Origin of the sequence: Allocoprococcus comes (genome assembly GCF_013300725.1) — a bacterium.
Lineage (GTDB): Bacteria > Bacillota > Clostridia > Lachnospirales > Lachnospiraceae > Allocoprococcus > Allocoprococcus comes_A.
In genome coordinates, this window is record NZ_JAAIMM010000010.1 from 90,595 (window position 1) to 107,182 (window position 16,588).

Annotated in this window: 17 protein-coding genes; 4 read left to right on the forward strand and 13 right to left on the reverse strand. The window is 40.6% G+C overall.

The genetic code is table 11. The annotated features are described in order from the left end of the window. Positions 1 to 42 precede the first annotated feature (42 nt). The 3 genes from G4407_RS07355 to G4407_RS07365 all read right to left on the reverse strand — a co-directional run bounded on the left by G4407_RS07355 (position 43) and on the right by G4407_RS07365 (position 2,575). Positions 43 to 612, reverse strand: coding sequence for a glycerol-3-phosphate responsive antiterminator (locus G4407_RS07355; protein WP_055247442.1), 570 nt, complete (start codon positions 610 to 612; stop codon positions 43 to 45). A gap of 416 nt (positions 613 to 1,028) precedes the next feature. Continuing rightward, on the reverse strand, positions 1,029 to 2,306 hold the full coding sequence (locus G4407_RS07360; protein ID WP_173688323.1) for an L-cysteine desulfidase family protein: 1,278 nt from the start codon (positions 2,304 to 2,306) through the stop codon (positions 1,029 to 1,031). A gap of 182 nt (positions 2,307 to 2,488) precedes the next feature. Then, positions 2,489 to 2,575, reverse strand: a complete 87-nt coding sequence (locus tag G4407_RS07365) for an ABC transporter substrate-binding protein (RefSeq protein WP_330586009.1) — start codon at positions 2,573 to 2,575, stop codon at positions 2,489 to 2,491. A 234-nt stretch (positions 2,576 to 2,809) separates the two neighbouring features. Between G4407_RS07365 and G4407_RS07370 the strand changes: the two genes are divergently transcribed. From G4407_RS07370 to G4407_RS07385, 4 genes are all read left to right on the forward strand, one after another. After that, positions 2,810 to 3,664: a M55 family metallopeptidase gene (locus G4407_RS07370; protein WP_243868787.1), complete on the forward strand. Its 855-nt coding sequence runs from the start codon at positions 2,810 to 2,812 to the stop codon at positions 3,662 to 3,664. Positions 3,665 to 3,834: 170 nt separating this feature from the next. Continuing rightward, positions 3,835 to 4,428: a helix-turn-helix domain-containing protein gene (locus G4407_RS07375; RefSeq protein ID WP_173688325.1), complete on the forward strand. Its 594-nt coding sequence runs from the start codon at positions 3,835 to 3,837 to the stop codon at positions 4,426 to 4,428. Between the two features lie 72 nt (positions 4,429 to 4,500). Next, entirely contained in the window at positions 4,501 to 4,680 is a 180-nt protein-coding gene (locus G4407_RS07380; protein ID WP_173688326.1) for a hypothetical protein, read from the forward strand. A 24-nt stretch (positions 4,681 to 4,704) separates the two neighbouring features. Continuing rightward, a complete protein-coding gene (locus G4407_RS07385; RefSeq protein WP_173688327.1) occupies positions 4,705 to 6,243 on the forward strand; it encodes a serine hydrolase domain-containing protein in 1,539 nt (512 codons plus the stop codon). Positions 6,244 to 6,286: 43 nt separating this feature from the next. Here the strand turns inward: G4407_RS07385 and G4407_RS07390 are convergent, their stop codons facing one another. The 10 genes from G4407_RS07390 to G4407_RS07435 form a co-directional block, all read right to left on the reverse strand. Next, positions 6,287 to 7,222, reverse strand: coding sequence for a GTP-binding protein (locus G4407_RS07390; RefSeq protein WP_173688328.1), 936 nt, complete (start codon positions 7,220 to 7,222; stop codon positions 6,287 to 6,289). A 200-nt stretch (positions 7,223 to 7,422) separates the two neighbouring features. Then, the gene (locus G4407_RS07395; RefSeq protein ID WP_173688329.1) at positions 7,423 to 7,560 is read right to left on the reverse strand and encodes a hypothetical protein; all 138 of its coding nucleotides are present in this window, start codon (positions 7,558 to 7,560) and stop codon (positions 7,423 to 7,425) included. Between the two features lie 256 nt (positions 7,561 to 7,816). Further along, the gene (locus G4407_RS07400) at positions 7,817 to 8,782 is read right to left on the reverse strand and encodes an ABC transporter permease (protein ID WP_173688330.1); all 966 of its coding nucleotides are present in this window, start codon (positions 8,780 to 8,782) and stop codon (positions 7,817 to 7,819) included. 11 nt (positions 8,783 to 8,793) lie between these two features. Then, positions 8,794 to 10,302 (reverse strand): sugar ABC transporter ATP-binding protein, encoded by a 1,509-nt coding sequence (locus tag G4407_RS07405; protein ID WP_117557295.1) that lies wholly within the window; start codon positions 10,300 to 10,302, stop codon positions 8,794 to 8,796. A 97-nt stretch (positions 10,303 to 10,399) separates the two neighbouring features. Further along, positions 10,400 to 11,476 carry a substrate-binding domain-containing protein gene (locus tag G4407_RS07410; RefSeq protein WP_173688331.1) on the reverse strand — a complete coding sequence of 359 codons (1,077 nt, stop codon included), beginning with the start codon at positions 11,474 to 11,476 and terminating at the stop codon, positions 10,400 to 10,402. Between the two features lie 69 nt (positions 11,477 to 11,545). Then, a complete protein-coding gene (locus tag G4407_RS07415; protein WP_173688332.1) occupies positions 11,546 to 11,986 on the reverse strand; it encodes an RbsD/FucU family protein in 441 nt (146 codons plus the stop codon). 32 nt (positions 11,987 to 12,018) lie between these two features. Further along, entirely contained in the window at positions 12,019 to 12,942 is a 924-nt protein-coding gene (rbsK, locus tag G4407_RS07420) for a ribokinase (RefSeq protein WP_173688333.1), read from the reverse strand. Between the two features lie 360 nt (positions 12,943 to 13,302). Further along, the gene (locus tag G4407_RS07425; protein ID WP_173688334.1) at positions 13,303 to 14,328 is read right to left on the reverse strand and encodes a LacI family DNA-binding transcriptional regulator; all 1,026 of its coding nucleotides are present in this window, start codon (positions 14,326 to 14,328) and stop codon (positions 13,303 to 13,305) included. Positions 14,329 to 14,625: 297 nt separating this feature from the next. Next, positions 14,626 to 15,276 carry a deoxyribose-phosphate aldolase gene (deoC, locus tag G4407_RS07430; RefSeq protein ID WP_173688335.1) on the reverse strand — a complete coding sequence of 217 codons (651 nt, stop codon included), beginning with the start codon at positions 15,274 to 15,276 and terminating at the stop codon, positions 14,626 to 14,628. Positions 15,277 to 15,372: 96 nt separating this feature from the next. Next, positions 15,373 to 16,332, reverse strand: coding sequence for a sugar-binding transcriptional regulator (locus G4407_RS07435; protein ID WP_173688336.1), 960 nt, complete (start codon positions 16,330 to 16,332; stop codon positions 15,373 to 15,375). Positions 16,333 to 16,588 lie beyond the last annotated feature (256 nt).

Here is a 16,588-nt window from a genome sequence, read left to right on the forward strand (position 1 = left end):
ACCTGTACTTTGTTTAAATATCTTACTCCTGTTACTTTTGTTTTACATTTTCCAGACTTCATGATTCGTAGATGAAACTGCGATCGCTCCAGCTGAAAGTGCCGCCATCACAGATTCTTTGTCCGAGATCAGACCGCCTGCAATGATCGGTGTCTTTGACATTTTACAGACTTTTCCGATCACCTTCGGCATCACACCCGGAAGTACTTCGATATAATCGGGCTTCACGGCGTGTTGTTGCTGCCTGATATTCTCATATGCCATTGAATCCAGAAGAAAATACCTTAGGACTGTGAACATCTTAAGTTCCTTCCCCCTTTTAATCAATGCGGCTTTTGTGGAAATTATTCCATCTGCTTCTGTATTTTTCCGGATAAAATCTACGACAATTTCCTTACTGCTAAGACCGCTTATCAGATCTACATGAACCATCGCAACCTTCCCGGAATCTTTTATCTGTTGGACGATCTCACGGATCGAACAGACATCTCCAAATAAAATAAATACAACCCGGATATCTTCCAAAGAACAGCAGATTTTCAAATCATCCATGTTCTTTACTGCTGCAATGATCGGATTCTCTTCTACTGCTTCATGAAAAAAACTGCTCATCTTTTCACCCCTCATAATATGATCGAGTAGGATGCTCCTGCCCGCTCTGTATACTTTGTACAGCATCTCACTTAGCAGCTCGATGATGTACATTCGCCAAATGCGGATCCTTCTACAAATACACAAAAAAAGAGCGCCTCTTGTAACAGCCTTTCGGCTGATATAACATTCGCTCTCCTGTCACGGCATCTTTCTTTAATTACCTTCCTAACATGGCTTCACTATATCACATTGCACAATTATTTGCAATTATTTTTTATAAAAATATACTTTTTGTATGGTTTCTACAAATTTTTCAGCTATATTCAGGTCTGTTATTTGGAAAAAGATGTTTTTCTTTATGCAACTTTTCCGTTACTTTACTGAAAAGTACCTCCAATCTCTCTTCCCGATTAGAGGTACTTTTGCTCTGTCTTCTATTTTCCTTTTTCCTGTAAAATATCTACAATTGTCTTCTCCGTTCCGATCATGCCCGGTGATGCGATCTCTCCCATATGACGCATGGTATCTTCCGGTGTAAATCCATTAATTCCATGAATATCATCAATAAAGATCTCATGCATAGCAAAATCAGCCGACTGAAATGCGGCATTTACTGCCACAACTCCTTTCATCGTACAACCCTTATTTCCGCCATGACAGATCATACCGGTAATACTGCTGGACATATTGTTGATGGTTCTTGCCATTGCATGCTCATCACCTCCATGAAGGAAAACAAGTGCACACGCCATTCCTGTACCTGCAGCAATACCGCAACCACAGAAAGCAGAAAGCTTACCGGAGTACTCTTTGATATACATGCAGATAAGATAGCTTAATGCAGTGGCACGATATAAGGTTTCATCGCTTAATCCGCGAATCTTGCACACGCCGTAAAGAGGCATGGTTGCAATGATTCCATGTGCCCCGGAACCTGTAATGCTCATGGCCGGTCTGTCAAGTCCGATCACACGGGCCTCGATTGCCGCATTGCAAAGTAAAGATGCTGTCTTTAACTCATCATCTGAAATAATCTTTCCGCCATTTTTCTCAAGCAGATACCGTGCATAGGTTGTCCTCGGATTCTGGATTCCTTCCTCAAAAAGAGCATAGTTCATCTCATAGGCAGCCTTGATAAATTCAATTTCCTCTGCCGGAACCTCTTTTGCGTATTCGTAAATCTGTTTTAATGTGTAATTGTGGATCAGTGGTTTTTCTTCTTGACCGCCTTCCACAGAAGCCTCTTCTTTCTCAAGAATCACTTCTCCATTTACCTCAATACGAACAATATTCGTATGTGCATCGCGTATCCGAACCACTGCCTCTCCAGCTGTTGTCTTTACACGGGCTTCGATAAAAATACGGCTTGTGATCTCACTCATTTTTACAACGATTTTTCCGTCTTTTACCAATTTTTCTGCTGCTACATTGTCAGCTTCTGTTACATCAGCAAGACTCTCCAACTCTTTCTCCGGTTTCCCTGCTACGACTCCAAGAGCTGCTGCGTATTCATTCCCGTAAAAACGACTGTTCGGAATACCACATGTATATGCATTTTTATACATACCGCTGTTCAGCAAAAGCGTAACCTGTTCCAGTTCTCCCGGAACATAGGATTTTGCTTTTGAAACCGCATATGCGATCGCTCCAGGCTCGGTTACCCCAAGAGCCGGACGCATATCATCTTTGATTAATTGTGTTAATTCATGCATTTTCTTTTTCTCCTAATCAGATATTCAGATTATTGACTCCTTCAATGCCACTTCCATTGTAACAGAGCTAAATGCATTATTCTACCTGATGACAGGCTACATAATGTTCATTTCCTACATTTCTGAAGATTGGTCTTTCTTCATGACAACGTTTTGTAGCATATGGACATCTGGATGCAAATTTACATCCAACCGGTCCTTCTCCAGGAATATTCGAAATCTTTTGCTGTCACCGGACTTCCGTCTGACCATTTTGCATTTTTTCTCAAATGGAATGTATATGTTTTTCCGTCCTCTGAAACATCCTTTTTTGAGTTTCGTTTTACGAAAAAGATTTTTCCGCGTTTTTACTCACAGTATAATTATTACTGTCAGTATAATTTATTTTGTATATTATGTCAAAATATTGACACGCCCCATTTGTTACTTTATAATATTTTAACAACTGTATGTTTTGTTTTTCTATAAGAAAACAAATAAATTACATAAAGGAGGATTTTCTTATGAAGAAAGCACTAAAAATCTACATTTCTGTAGACATGGAAGGAATGGCAGGTATCACTTCTCCATCTCAGGAACGCGATGAGGTTCCTTCCTTCCGCCGCGCTTTACACAATCAGGTACGCTGGATCATCGAAGGAATTCATGCTTCCTCCAGAAATGATGAAATCGGGGAAATCACCATTTCTGATTCTCACGGAAGCGGAACGAACCTTTCTTATGATGAACTTTGCCAGATGGATGAACGTATCAGCTTAGTAAGCGGTTCTCCAAGAAGACAGTACATGATGTCTTGCCTGGATGAAACCTACGATGTTGTATTCCTTGCCGGATATCATGCCGGTTCGGGAGAAGATTTCGCCAATATGGATCACAGCTTCTACGGAAGAGTTGTTTCCAGCCTTAAAATCAACGGAGCCTATATGAACGAAAGTACAACGAACGCAGCACTTGCTGCTTCTTATAAGGTTCCGGTCGGTCTTATCATCGGTGATTCCGGCCTTCACAAACAGCTTATAGACAAAGAAATGATGCCATGGGTAAAATTCGTAACAACTAAAGAAGCGTTGTCACGCTATGCAGCAAAATTCCCACCACAAAAAGTTCTCAGGGAAAATACGATTTCTGCAGTAAAAGAAGTTCTTGATTCCGATTTAAGCAAAATTCCTTTATACGAAGTTGCGACTCCGATCAAGCTGGGATTTGAATTTAAATCAACAGCAATGGCCGACACCGTTGCACAAATTCCTCGCATGAAACGCTTAAGCGGTACAGAAGTAGAAATCATATGCGATGATATGCATGAATTAGAATGTGGTATCTCTGCAATTACCGGTCTTGCAGGAACATCTAACTAAACACCTGTTTATCATCCATTCTACTCTTCGATCGAAGAAAATGGACGTGTTATCATTGATCATCAATTAGATTGTGATGAAAACGGACGCTATTCAATCAATTTTTCTTTGAAAAATCAATCAAAAACCGCTAGTTTTTATACTTGAATTGCGAAAGGAGGAGTGGGACCATGTATGGACGCCGAATTCGCGAAATGCGAAAAAGAAGAGGACTCACGCTCAAAGAGGTAGCTGAAGCTACCGGATACACAATAGGTCATATATCACAAATTGAAAGAGATTTAAAATCTCCTTCACTCGTAGCACTTAGAAAAATTGCAGCCTGCTTAAAATGTTCAGAAGTATGGTTGATCATGGATGACTCCGAACTCTCTGCCAAGTCATCTGAAGAAGGGAAGAAATCAAAGGAATCTTATTTGATGAGAAAAGAGAACCGAATTCCAATGAAAATCCCGGAAATCGATGTTTCCTACTCTATTTTTACACCTTCTAAACTTCCGAACGCACAAGAAGCACAAATGACCGGACTCATCGTGAGATTAAAGCCTAACACCTGGGTGACTGAGAAAATGATTTCACATGGTAATTACGACGAAAGTCTCCTGCTCCTCAAAGGGGAATTAGAACTCCGCATCGATAACAGCACTTATATGATCTACGAGGGCGACAGTTTCTATATCCCTAAAAATTGTTTACATAACTACCTGAATACCTCAAATGAAGAAGCGACTATAATAGTTTACTTTTCACAATTAGTTTATTAAGGAAAACACGATTATGAAATATATTATTGAATCTGAAAGAAATCACCAAATGTGGCGGTGTTGTGGTACTGAATGCCTGCAGTATCATTAACGCAGATGCCGGAATATCCTTTCGACATTCTGTCCGGCGGTCACGCAGATATTCCGGACTTCCTGCAGGATATGAAAGAACATAATTATTCAGATGAACGGATTTCTCTGCTTGCAGGCAAAAACTGGCTTTATGCATTCGAAAAAATTCTAAAAAAATAGTTTATTAGAAGGAGTATTTTTGTAATGAATTCAAATATGACAGAACAATTAGATCAGCTTTTCCGTATGTGGGATCGCGGTCTTTGCCCTGGCGCTCAGGTATTGATTCGCCAGCACGGTAAACCTCTTTACGAAAAATGTTTTGGATATGGAAATCTTGAAAATAAATTAAAAATCCATAAAGAAAGTATTTTCCATGTCGCATCGATTTCCAAAGAATTTACTGTTATGTCTATTCTTCTTCTTTGGAAAGAAGGAAAACTTGATTTAGAAGACGACATCAGGAAATATTTAAATGAATATATCAACATTGAAACACCGATTACGATCCGCCAGATGATGAATAATGTCAGCGGACTTCGCGACCAGTGGGAACTCTTATTTTTACGCGGCATCAAGATCAACGATCAGATTGACATGGATGATATCAATACAACGATAGCTCTTCAGAAATCGTTGAACTTTGAACCGCAGTCACAGTATTTATACAGTAACACCGGTTTCCACTTATTGGCACTTATCGTTGAAAAGCTGTCGCAAATGAGCTTCCCGCAATTTGTAAAAGAACGTATTTTCAATCCACTCGGAATGACACATTCTTTTGTTCGTGAAAGCTTTACACAGATTGTTCCGGATCTTACTTACTCTTACCAGGACGAAGGTGATGATACTTTCTACTATAATCCACTGAACTACGCACTTTACGGACCAACCTCTGTAAATACCTGTGCTTCCGACCTCTGCAAAGTATTAGATGAGTACATTCATCCAAATGTGATCGATCCTGAAATTATCGAGCTTATGAAGAAACCTGTCCTTCTCAGCAATGGCAAAACGGCTGAATACTGCGGCGGACTTATGACCCATAAGCTTCATGGTCTGGATGTATTCGGACATGGCGGTGCCGATGCTGCATACCGTGGTGAAATTATTTGCATTCCGGAAAAAGAACTGGAGCTTGTACTGATCAGTAACACCACAACTTACGCAATGTCTAAGCTTGCCGATAAAGCTGCCTGCATCGTACTCGGATTACCGGATTGTACCGAACCAGCCGTGCCGGAACATGAAAATGCACCTGCCCGCAGCGGTGTATTCCTGACAGCACTTCCGGATGATCCAATGTTTGTTGATATCACAGAGCAAAACGGTACCTTCTATATGCAAAGAGAATGGTGCCGCACAGCGCTGGTAAAAGAAGAGGATGGCGGTTATCGCATTGGTTCATTAGATGAAAAGATCTATTTCACAGATAATGGAATCCTTTATCGGCTTCCTGGCCGTGTACTTACATTGACCCCTGCCAAACCGGCAGATCCGGCACTTTTCCAGGAAGGAACCTATTACAACGATGAAACCGATTCCTTCATGAAATTAGTGAAAGTTGAAAATACATGCGAAATCCATATGCGTCGTCATGGGAAAACAACACTTTACCAATCAGGATCAGGAAGTATTATCTTCCGAATGGATGCAAATCTTGTAATGTATGTAAAAGCTGAAAATGATACCATCATTATGGATGGTGGCCGTATAAAGCATATCATTTACCAAAAACAATAAATTAACAGGAGCACATCACTTTTGATGTGCTCTTTTACATTTTCTAATTCTCCAGATACTTCCGTATCCGATCTTCCTTCAACTGTTCCCCAATCACGATCACAACCTCCTGCCCGTCTCCGATCGGCTTCATACTGATCTCATGACCGGTTGCATTCAGCTGCATCCAGCTTCCTGCATCATCTTTCACAAATCCTTTCACCCGGAAAATACCGCCACATTCCGGATCCTGCATCATCTTCGCAACCTGCGTCTTCAATTCATCCGCAGAAATTGTCAATTCCATAAAATACAGCGAATCAAAACCTTTTTTCTCATCCAGATCCATCTTCCGATAATTTTCTGCAACATAACCGCTCTTTAAGATCTTATCAAAATCCTCTTCCGAAAGCTCTGCTCCATCTTTTCTCATGATTTCCCGTTCCAGCCTTCGCTTGCACTGAACCTGTTCAAGCGCTCTGTTCAAATGTTCAATTGTATTTTCAATCTGGTCTTTTGTCGCTTCTTCTGCCCTGCTGAGGATGATGCTTCCTGCATTTGCAGCCTCGGACGCAAGCAGATAGTCTGCTTCTTCTGACAATTCCGGCTCCAGTTTTGCGTCAACGATCGTAATCACATTGCCAATCTCATACCACTTATCCAGTGGTTCATCATGAAGAACATCAAAAAATTCGTCTACATCATAAATCCCGGACGGTTCAACAATTACTCTGTCATATCCGCACATTCCCATTGCGATCAGTTTTGTCCGGAAACGTCTTCTGTGCGTTTCTTTGTCGCACCCACCGGAAATCATTTCAAGCTCACAGTTATCTCCCATCAGGTCCTGTAAAAGAAGCATATCTACATTTACCGCACCAAAATCATTCTCAAGGATGCCGATGTTCATTCCTTTATCCAGAAGATATTTTGCATATTTTTTAATAAACGTTGTCTTGCCGGAACCTAAGAAGCCGGTAATCAAATCTATTTTTACCATTGCTAATTTTCCCCTTTGACTTTTTAGTTCTTCTAAAATTTTCTGCTGTAATTTTACTTCCTTCTCTCTACTACTTTTAAGATAATAGCATATTTTTTTAGTTTCTTAAAGGAACTCAAATAAAGAACTCAAATAGGAACTTAAATTTTGAGTTCCTATTTGAGTTCTTTTCATTTTTTCTAAAAAATCTTTTTTCTTTTTTACTTTTCTTCTTTCTTTATCCCAGCCTTCTCCAGAATCCCGTTCCATATCTGCTCCCGCTTTTTCTCCCGTTCTGCCTTTCCGTCATTCCACTTCTGTATAAATGCCATCTGTTCCAGATCATCTCGTTCTTCCATAAACAGCCTCTCTTTCTTACATTTATTCAGATCAATTATTTCCTGTACCTGACTATTATATGCATGTCCACAATAATTCTTTCCAAATTTATACCTGATTTCAAGTCTGTCACATCAAACGCATGCCTGCCAATAACACTGACTATGATATTCATTTCTCATAATGTAAAATAGAATGTGCTTCAGAATTTCCTATGGAACAAAAAGGAGCCACCCCAAAAGGGCAGCCCCATGAAAAAAGTTTTCTCGTATTTAATTATGCTTTCTTTCTGTTTTTCAGCATATCCATTGTTACAGCAAAGATGATCAGGACACCACTTGTAATTTCAAGTACGTGTGTATTTAATCCGAACTGTACACCGGCGTTGTTGATAAGTACCATCAGAATTGTACCAAGCACTGTACCTGTAACGGTTCCTTTACCACCTGCTAATGATGCACCACCGATTACTGCTGCTGCGATTGCGTTCATATCGTATCCTTCACCACCGGTTGGAAGAGCACTCTGGACACGGGCTGCAAGCATGATACCTGCGATACCATAGAGGAGACCAGCTCCTGCGTATGTAGCGTAGAACATTTTTCTTACTTTGATACCACTTAATTTTGCAACTTCGACACCACTACCAAGTACATAGAGGCTGCGTCCGAAGATTGCATATTTCAGGATGAACCAGATAATAATTGCTACGATTGCCCAGATAATTGCCAGAACCGGAAGTACTCCGAATACGTTTGTATTTCCCATGCTCAGGATTCTCTGATCGATACCTGTAACTGTAAGTGCGTTACTGATGATTTTTACAAAACCACGAACGATTGTCTGCATACCAAGTGTTGCGATCATTGGCGGAACCTGTAAATCATAAATGATAATTCCGTTCAGGAAACCAACTGCAATTGCAATAATAACTGCAATAAGTAATGTAATCCACATGTTCATGTGTGTATCTCTCTGCAGTAATGCGAGAACCATACAAGAAAGTCCTGTGATAGCACCACCACTGATATCGATTCCGCCTGTGATAATGATCATAGTCTGTGCAGCAGCCATAACACCGATGATTGCGCACTGTTTCATTAAGTTTGTTACATTATAGAGTGTACAGAAGTTATCTGTAAAAAATGATGCACCAACAAAAAGAATGACAATGATCAGACCTAATGTAAATTCTGTTTGCTGGAATATACTTGTCTTTTTGATTTTATTTTCCTTAGCCATAATAATCCTCCTTAGCCCTCAACAGATGCTTTCTTCAAGACATCTTCTTCCTTCAGTACTTTTATTTCATCGTAATTGAATTCTCCTGTAATTCTTCCCTGTGCCATTACGAACAGACGATCTGATAATCCCATAACTTCAGGCAGATAAGAAGAAATTAAAATGATACCTTTGCCCTGTGCAGTGAGCTCTTCCATAATCTTGTAGATCTCTTCCTTTGCTCCTACATCGACACCAACTGTCGGCTCATCAAAAATCAGAATATCTGGATTTCTGCAAAGCAGTTTTGCGATAACGACTTTCTGCTGGTTACCACCTGACAGGTTACCTGAAAGCTGCATAACACTCGGTGTTTTTACGCGGACATCTTTTGAATATTTTTCCGCTCTTTCTGTTTCTTTCTTCAGAGAAATGATTCCGCCTTTGCTGATCATTTCATAAGAGTTCATATTGATATTAGTCTTGATTGGAAGGGCAAGGGCAAGTCCGTCTGCACGTCTGTCCTCTGTCAGGAATCCAATACCATTTTTTAACGCTCCTGCCGGATCCTTGATCTCAACTTTTTTACCTTTTACATAGACATCTCCGCTTAATCTCTTTTCTACACCACAGAGGGCTCTCATGATCTCGCTTCGTCCTGCACCTACAAGTCCTGCAAAACCAATAATTTCGCCTGCATGCAGATTAAAATTGATATTTCTGAAATGCTTACTGTCTGAAAAATTCTCAACTCTGAGGATTTCTTTTCCCGGTTTCTGACGTTTGATATTGTAAATATCAGAAAGTTCACGTCCTACCATCATCTTGATCAGGGAGTCTTTTGTAACTTCCTCGATCGGTTTTGTTTCAATATAAGTTCCATCTTTCAGGATTGTAACACTGTCGCAGATATCCAGGACTTCTTCCAGACGATGTGAAATATAAATAATACTTACACCTTTAGATTTCAGTTCATCAATGAACTTATACAGCGTTTCAACCTTTTCGTTCTCCAGAAGAGCTGTCGGCTCATCGAAGATTACTATTCTCAAATCATCGCTTACAGAAATTTTACTGATTGTTACCATTGCCTGCATAGCAATCGGCAGACTCGAAATTTTCTGGCGAGGATCAACATTCATCCCAAATTTATCGATAATTTTCTGACTGTCATCATACATCTTTTTCCAGTCAACCATGCCTAATTTTGTTCTTGGCTGTCTGCCAAGGAAATAGTTCTCAGCAATGCTGAGGTCCGGCGCAATGTTTACATGCTGATAGTTCGCATATACTCCATGACTCTGCGCTTCAAGTGCGCTGGTATTTTCAATCCAGTCGCCATTGTAATTCATTAAAACTTTTCCTTCGTCCGGTCTTTCAACACCCATGATGCATTTTATCAACGTAGACTTTCCGGCACCGTTTTCACCGCAGAGTGCTCTCGCTTCACCGGCTTTGATCTCGAAACTTACGTTATTAAGTGCTGTTACACCAGGATAGAATTTACTGATATTTTGAATTTTTAAAATCGTGTCCTGCATAACCCATACCTCTTCTATAAGTAAGGGGCGATGTAAACCGCCCCTTACATCAATCCTTTATTCTTATTATTAAAGTGTAACTACTGTTCTCTAAAGACTATTTCTGAAGTCTTGTAGGATCAAGCAGATCCTGCATATCGCTGTCGTCCATGTTGTCTTTTGTGATAACAACTGGTGGGCAGTTAACCTGTTTCTTAGATTCAGGGTTCTTTCCATCGATCAGTGTACGAAGTGCATTTTCCATACATTTGTATCCCTGAGCGTATGCATCCTGAACGATGATTGCATCTAAGACACCATTTTTCAGAGCCTGGATTTCGATATCATCTGAGTCAACTGCTACGTTGATGAATTTGTCGCCTACATTAGAATCTGCAACTGCGTTGCACACACCATCACCTGTGATGTTGTTTCCTGAATACATACCGATCAGCTTGTCGCCGTATGTAGAAATAATGTTTTCTGCATTCTTCTGAGCTGTTTCAACATCGTTACCATTGTAATATGTATCTGTCAGTTCAAGATCTGGTGCGATTTCTGCGATTTTCTTTCTAAATCCATCGATTCTGTGGTTAAGAGCTTCATTTTCAACGTTTGTGTTCATACCAAGGACACCGCTTGTAACACCTTTGGCATCCATAGCGTCCTTGAATGCTTCTGCTGCCATTTCACCGATTGTATCATTTGAGCAGTAGTAGAATTCATTGTAGTAATCTTCATTTGCACCGTCATCGCCAGTTCCGATACCGCAGTTTACGAAGTTCAGAACGATTCCTGCATTTGTAGCTTCCTGAGCCTTCGGTACAGTTGCATCAATTGCAAGTGTAGCTGTAACGATTGCATCTGGCTGTTTTCCGATACACTGTTCAAATGTTGTTACATAGTCTTCTGTCTGGCTTTCTTCAGCTGGTCCGACAACTTCGTAATCAACTGTGATTCCTTCGCTCTCTTCGATATCTTTCATAGCGTTCTCAATACCGATTCCAACATATGTCCAGAACTGGGATGCTGTAGAAGGTGTTAAATAAATTACGTGATAAGATTTCTTATCTGATCCCCCATTGCTTGATGATTTGTCATCAGAAGATCCTGATGATTTTCCGCCTGAGCAAGCTGCTAATGAAAGTGTCATTGCGCCGACCAGTAACATTGATACTACCTTTTTCATTTTCATAACTTTTTTCCTCCTTAATGTTTCTTATATAAGTTACACTTTAAAACGTTTCGTTCTCACGTGCTTTATTTACATAACCCCTTTTTGTAACATAAAGCATCCATATGGTCTTGTCTCGCTTGTACAAACTGTAAGAACAGCTTTTCCTGCTTTTTCATAGAATTTTGTACGTTCGATTGGTCCTGCACAGTTCTCATAACCATTTCTCTTTGCTGCTTCGATCGCTTCATCCCATGTATCGCACTGTTCCATCTCAACTCCTGAATCAGCATCCGGAACCATGTACTCTAATGGCGTTGCGCAGTATTCTGTATCCAACGGCATAAGTTTTAAGATTGCATCGATCATTTCCGGTGCTGTGTTGCCTTTTGCCTGAATGCTTACTGCATTTGGTGATTTTGAATACGGCGGATAAAAATGATCTGCGATAACAAGAATGTCACCGTGTCCCATGTCTGCCAGTGCTTTCAATAAATCTGATCCAATAATTTCTGGTATTCCTTTTAACATCTTTCTTCCTCCTTCTATTTATAAATTCCTTCTTATTCGTGTTCTGCAAGGAATTTATCAATCTCTTCTCTTGTCGGCATAGCCGGTGTTGTTCCAAGTCTCTGTACGGAGAGTGCTGCAAGTCCATTTGCAAATCTTACTGCTTCCCAGAGTTCTTTTCCTTCGGAAAGTGCTGCAAGAAGTCCTCCGTTAAATGCATCTCCTGCACCGGTTGTATCGATTGCATCTACTTTGTATGCCGGTACGATGATTTCTTTGCCTTTTGATGATACGAACACTCCTCTTGATCCAAGGGTGATAACTACATCTGTGACACCTTTTTCTCTGAAGTAAGCAGCTGCCTGTTTTGCAGAATCAAGGTCTTTCACTTCAACGCCTGTGATTTCTTCTGCTTCTACCTCATTCGGTGTTACCATATAGCATTCAGAAAGGAATTCGTCTGTCATCGGTGCATATGGTGCTGTGTTCATGATGACCTTGCATCCATATTTATTTGCCATGTCTACGATCTTCTCGTTAGCATCCTGATTAACTTCAAGCTGTAACAGAACGTATTCACATTCTTTGATTACATTTTCAACGCTTGCTACTTCTTCAGCAGTAATGGTGTTGCATGCACCAGGTACGATGATGATCTCATTCTGGCTTGAATTTTCATCTACCAGTATCAGTGCGATTCCTGTTTCGGTTTCTTTGGTGATGAAAATGTTATCCTTTGGCATATTCAGCTCTGTCATGGTATCGAGCATTACATTTGCAAATGTATCAGTTCCAACCTTTGTCATCATCACAACGTCTGCTCCTGCTTTGTGTGCTGCAACACACTGGTTAAATCCTTTTCCACCAGGCCCCATCTTGAACATAGAACCTTTTACTGTTTCTCCCGGAACCGGAAGGTGTGGTGATCTTGCCATCAGATCTACTACGAAGCTTCCGAATACTGCAACCTTTTTCATTTTATTTTTCCTCTTTCTTTTCTCAGTCTATTTTTTGCTTTCTCGTTTTGAAAGCGGTTTCTTTTATTTGTTCTCATTCTAAACCCATTCACCTTGTACTGTCAACGTTTTTCCTGTTTATATGCACGTTTTTGTTTATTTATCTAGTTTTATTAACTATTTTTAGTGCATTTTTGCCAATATTTTTATTCATTTATTCAAGAAACCGATTGCAAGTTGATGATTATTTATCAAAAAGTATTCCTCTCTGAGAACTCAGAAACAAGACGGATATCTTTCGTCCAGTTTATTTTCATTCAAAAAAGCAAAAAAACAGAGTACCGGAAAACCAATACCCTGTTTCATGTCTCTGTTCTTCTGTTATTTTTTCAGCTTCTCAGATCCTCTGCGGATCAATTTTGTTTCTACAAGACTTGTATGCTTCAGAACCTTATTCCTGCCTTCTTCCATCGACCGGACACTCATCTCGAATAATTCCAGCGCTGCACAGCCCATCTCATAGATTGGACGGTCAACCACTGTCAGTTCCAGCTCTGTATACGTCAGCTCATGGATCTCATCAAATCCTACCAGAGAAATATCTTTTCCGATACGGATCTTGTGCTCCTTCATATATTTCAGACATCCAAGTGTTGTCAGGTTGTTTGATGAAAAGATTGCCGTCGGCGGATCCGGAAGCTCCATCAGCTTCTGACAGACTTTATAGGACATATTTTCTTTGAAATGTCCGTTCACGATATAATCAGGTTTTTCCTCAATCCCCGCCTCTTTCAAGGCTTTTCTGTATCCTTTCAACCGCTCTCTTCCAGGTCTTGTATTCTCATCACCTGTGACAATTGCGATCTTTTTATGCCCCTCTTCAATCAGGCAGTCGACCGCTTCTTTCGCTCCCTGGCAGTCATCCGAATAGACGCCGTCAAAATTCTCTCCGCGGATATCACGGTCGAGCAGTACAACCGGAATCTGATTCTTTTCCAGCCCTTTCAGCAGCTCTATTGTTTTTTCATCATTATCCGTGACAGGAATCAGCACAACTCCTTTCACCATCTCCTTACGGATCCCTTCCAGCATCCGGTGTTCTACCTCCAGATCATCATTGGTTCCGTACATGAATACGTTATAATCATACTGGCTTGCCGTATCAGAAAGTCCATGCAAAATCTTGCTGAAGAATGAGTTCTCAATATCCGGTGCCAGAAATGCAATATTTCGGATATCGCCCACACTCAGGCTCCGTGCCAGTGAATTTGGCACATAGTTGCTCTCATCTATGATCTGCTGTACCTTTTTTCTCGTTTTTTCTCTCACACTCTGGTTTCCATTCAGCACACGCGATACGGTTGCCGGTGAAACATTTGCTTTTTTTGCAATATCGTATATGTTCATTTTCCCCATTTTCTCCTCATATTGGCACTTTAGCTTTGTAACCGGTTTCTTCGCGTATACCATAGCATTTCAGGCATATTTTGTCAAATATTTTCAAGAAACTTTTTCGATTTATTTCATAGATTTTATCTAAAATCTAATTTCAAGCAAGTGTAAAAACCCGATCAACTTCTCCTGTTAAACACAAAACCACTGGCAAAACTGGATTCTCTCCTTATTGTGACGTAAAAAAAGAGCCATTTATAAAATTCACTTCTAAAAATGGCTCATTTTTATTATTGTCACTTATTTATCTGTCTATTCTACGATTCCTGCCGCGCTGCTTGTACCGATTCTTGTAGCACCAGCTTCGATCATAGCCTGAGCTTTTTCAAAATCACGTACTCCACCGGAAGCTTTAACACCCATATCCGGTCCAACAGTTTCTCTCATAAGACGGATATCTTCTACTTTTGCTCCACCTGTTGAGAATCCTGTAGATGTCTTAACAAAATCTGCTCCGGCTTCTTTTGCAGCCTGGCATGCTTTTACTTTTTCTTCATCGGTAAGGAGACATGTCTCGATAATTACTTTTACAAGAGCTTTTCCTGCTGCTGCTTTCACAACTGCTTGGATATCACTCTTTACATAATCCCATTCACCTGCTTTTGCACGTCCTACGTTGATTACCATATCAACTTCGTTTGCGCCTTTTTCAATACTGTCTGTTGTCTCTGCTGCCTTTGCTTCTGATGTGCATGCTCCAAGAGGGAATCCGATTACGCAGCATGTCTTTACTTCTGATCCTGCAAGTTCCTTTGAAACAAGCGGTACATATCCTGAGTTTACACAAACAGATGCGCATCCATATGTCTTAGCTTCTTCGCAGATCTTTACAATCTGTTCCGGTGTTGCATCTGCCTTTAAAAGAGTGTCATCTAAATATTTTGCGATTTCTTTTTTATCCATGATCATATCTCCTTTTCTTATGGTTACATTTGTTAATCGCTCAGTAACTTTTGTTCATGCCTTGATATTAGCACATGGATTCCACCCTGTCAATGGCTATTCTAATCTTTCAATGACTTTTCCTGCCGTATCTTCGTCTGTGATCAGAACGTTGATAATCTTCCCTCTGATCGCCCCACAAATACATTCTACTTTACTCTGTCCTGAAGCAACTCCAATCCTCCGTTTCTTCTTTTTCAGCTCTGCCAGTGGAACCGAAACCGTCCGTTCATCCAACGCTTCATCGCAAAGTTCTCCCTGGTCATTGATCAAATGATCGCAAATGTCCCCGACTGCGCCTTTCACGATCAGCTCCTGCATCTCTTCTTCTTTCAGATATCCTGCCCGGCATACTGCATTCTGCACGCCATAGGCTCCCATGGTGATCAGGAGTGTATTGGCTTCATCTCCATATTCCAGCACCTTCTTTACATTGGAATCACTGACGAAAACGTCCTTTATCTCTTTTCTGTCTACCAGAGCCGGACACATCATTGCATACGGCTTCGCATCCCACGCCTTTGCAAAATTTTTCGCAATTTCTGTTGAATAGATATTATTCTGTAAATTGCTGACTCCACCACACAACTGCACAACTGTCACATCTGATAGATCTTCTTTCTGGCTCAGGAAATTCGACACAGAATATACCGTATTCCCCCACGAATATCCAATTATATCTCCATTTTCCACAACCGATTCCAGATATTCTGCCGCCGCCTTTGCCACCGCTGTCAGCTTTGGAAGATTACTTTTTTTCGGCACAATGATAACCTTCTCAAGGCTACCCTTTTCCCGGAGTCTTCTCTCCATCTCCAGTTCATACCCCTTTGGAGGCACAACCTTGAACTGGACGATTCCCATCTCTTTTGCATCCGTCAGAAGTCTGGATACATACGGTCTGGAACAGGCAATTTCGCTCGCGATCTCCTCCTGGCTCATGCTGTCCTCGTAATACATTCTTGCGACTTTCACCAGCAACTCCGTCTTTTTATCTCCATAATCCTTTTTTTCCATATTACATTAACCGCCATTTCATCCTTTATTTCCACGGGCATCAAATCCAGTCTCCAGATTTACCTGGATCTTCTTTGTCTGCTGCAGGACCAATTCTCTGCCACTTGCAGATAAACCCCTGTTTTACAAAATCTACCCAAATCATACCACATTTTCAAAACTGCGGTATATATTTTCATAAAAAAAGAGACAGCCCGTCATTGGTGTGCTACCTGTCAAGAGGACAATAAAAAATAATAAATTTTTGTATCGTCAG

Bases quoted from the DNA above. Each gene is read 5' to 3' on its own strand.
- G4407_RS07390 (WP_173688328.1), bottom strand. From the start codon at position 7,222: ATGGTAAAAATAGATTTGATTACCGGCTTCTTAGGTTCCGGCAAGACA.
- G4407_RS07400 (WP_173688330.1), bottom strand. From the start codon at position 8,782: ATGGCTAAGGAAAATAAAATCAAAAAGACAAGTATATTCCAGCAAACA.
- G4407_RS07435 (WP_173688336.1), bottom strand. From the start codon at position 16,332: ATGGAAAAAAAGGATTATGGAGATAAAAAGACGGAGTTGCTGGTGAAA.
- deoC (WP_173688335.1), bottom strand. From the start codon at position 15,276: ATGGATAAAAAAGAAATCGCAAAATATTTAGATGACACTCTTTTAAAG.
- G4407_RS07395 (WP_173688329.1), bottom strand. From the start codon at position 7,560: ATGGAAGAACGAGATGATCTGGAACAGATGGCATTTATACAGAAGTGG.
- G4407_RS07380 (WP_173688326.1), top strand. From the start codon at position 4,501: ATGCCTGCAGTATCATTAACGCAGATGCCGGAATATCCTTTCGACATT.
- G4407_RS07415 (WP_173688332.1), bottom strand. From the start codon at position 11,986: ATGTTAAAAGGAATACCAGAAATTATTGGATCAGATTTATTGAAAGCA.
- G4407_RS07370 (WP_243868787.1), top strand. From the start codon at position 2,810: ATGAAGAAAGCACTAAAAATCTACATTTCTGTAGACATGGAAGGAATG.
- G4407_RS07425 (WP_173688334.1), bottom strand. From the start codon at position 14,328: ATGAACATATACGATATTGCAAAAAAAGCAAATGTTTCACCGGCAACC.
- G4407_RS07405 (WP_117557295.1), bottom strand. From the start codon at position 10,302: ATGCAGGACACGATTTTAAAAATTCAAAATATCAGTAAATTCTATCCT.
- rbsK (WP_173688333.1), bottom strand. From the start codon at position 12,942: ATGAAAAAGGTTGCAGTATTCGGAAGCTTCGTAGTAGATCTGATGGCA.
- G4407_RS07360 (WP_173688323.1), bottom strand. From the start codon at position 2,306: ATGCATGAATTAACACAATTAATCAAAGATGATATGCGTCCGGCTCTT.
- G4407_RS07410 (WP_173688331.1), bottom strand. From the start codon at position 11,476: ATGAAAATGAAAAAGGTAGTATCAATGTTACTGGTCGGCGCAATGACA.
- G4407_RS07385 (WP_173688327.1), top strand. From the start codon at position 4,705: ATGAATTCAAATATGACAGAACAATTAGATCAGCTTTTCCGTATGTGG.
- G4407_RS07375 (WP_173688325.1), top strand. From the start codon at position 3,835: ATGTATGGACGCCGAATTCGCGAAATGCGAAAAAGAAGAGGACTCACG.
- G4407_RS07355 (WP_055247442.1), bottom strand. From the start codon at position 612: ATGAGCAGTTTTTTTCATGAAGCAGTAGAAGAGAATCCGATCATTGCA.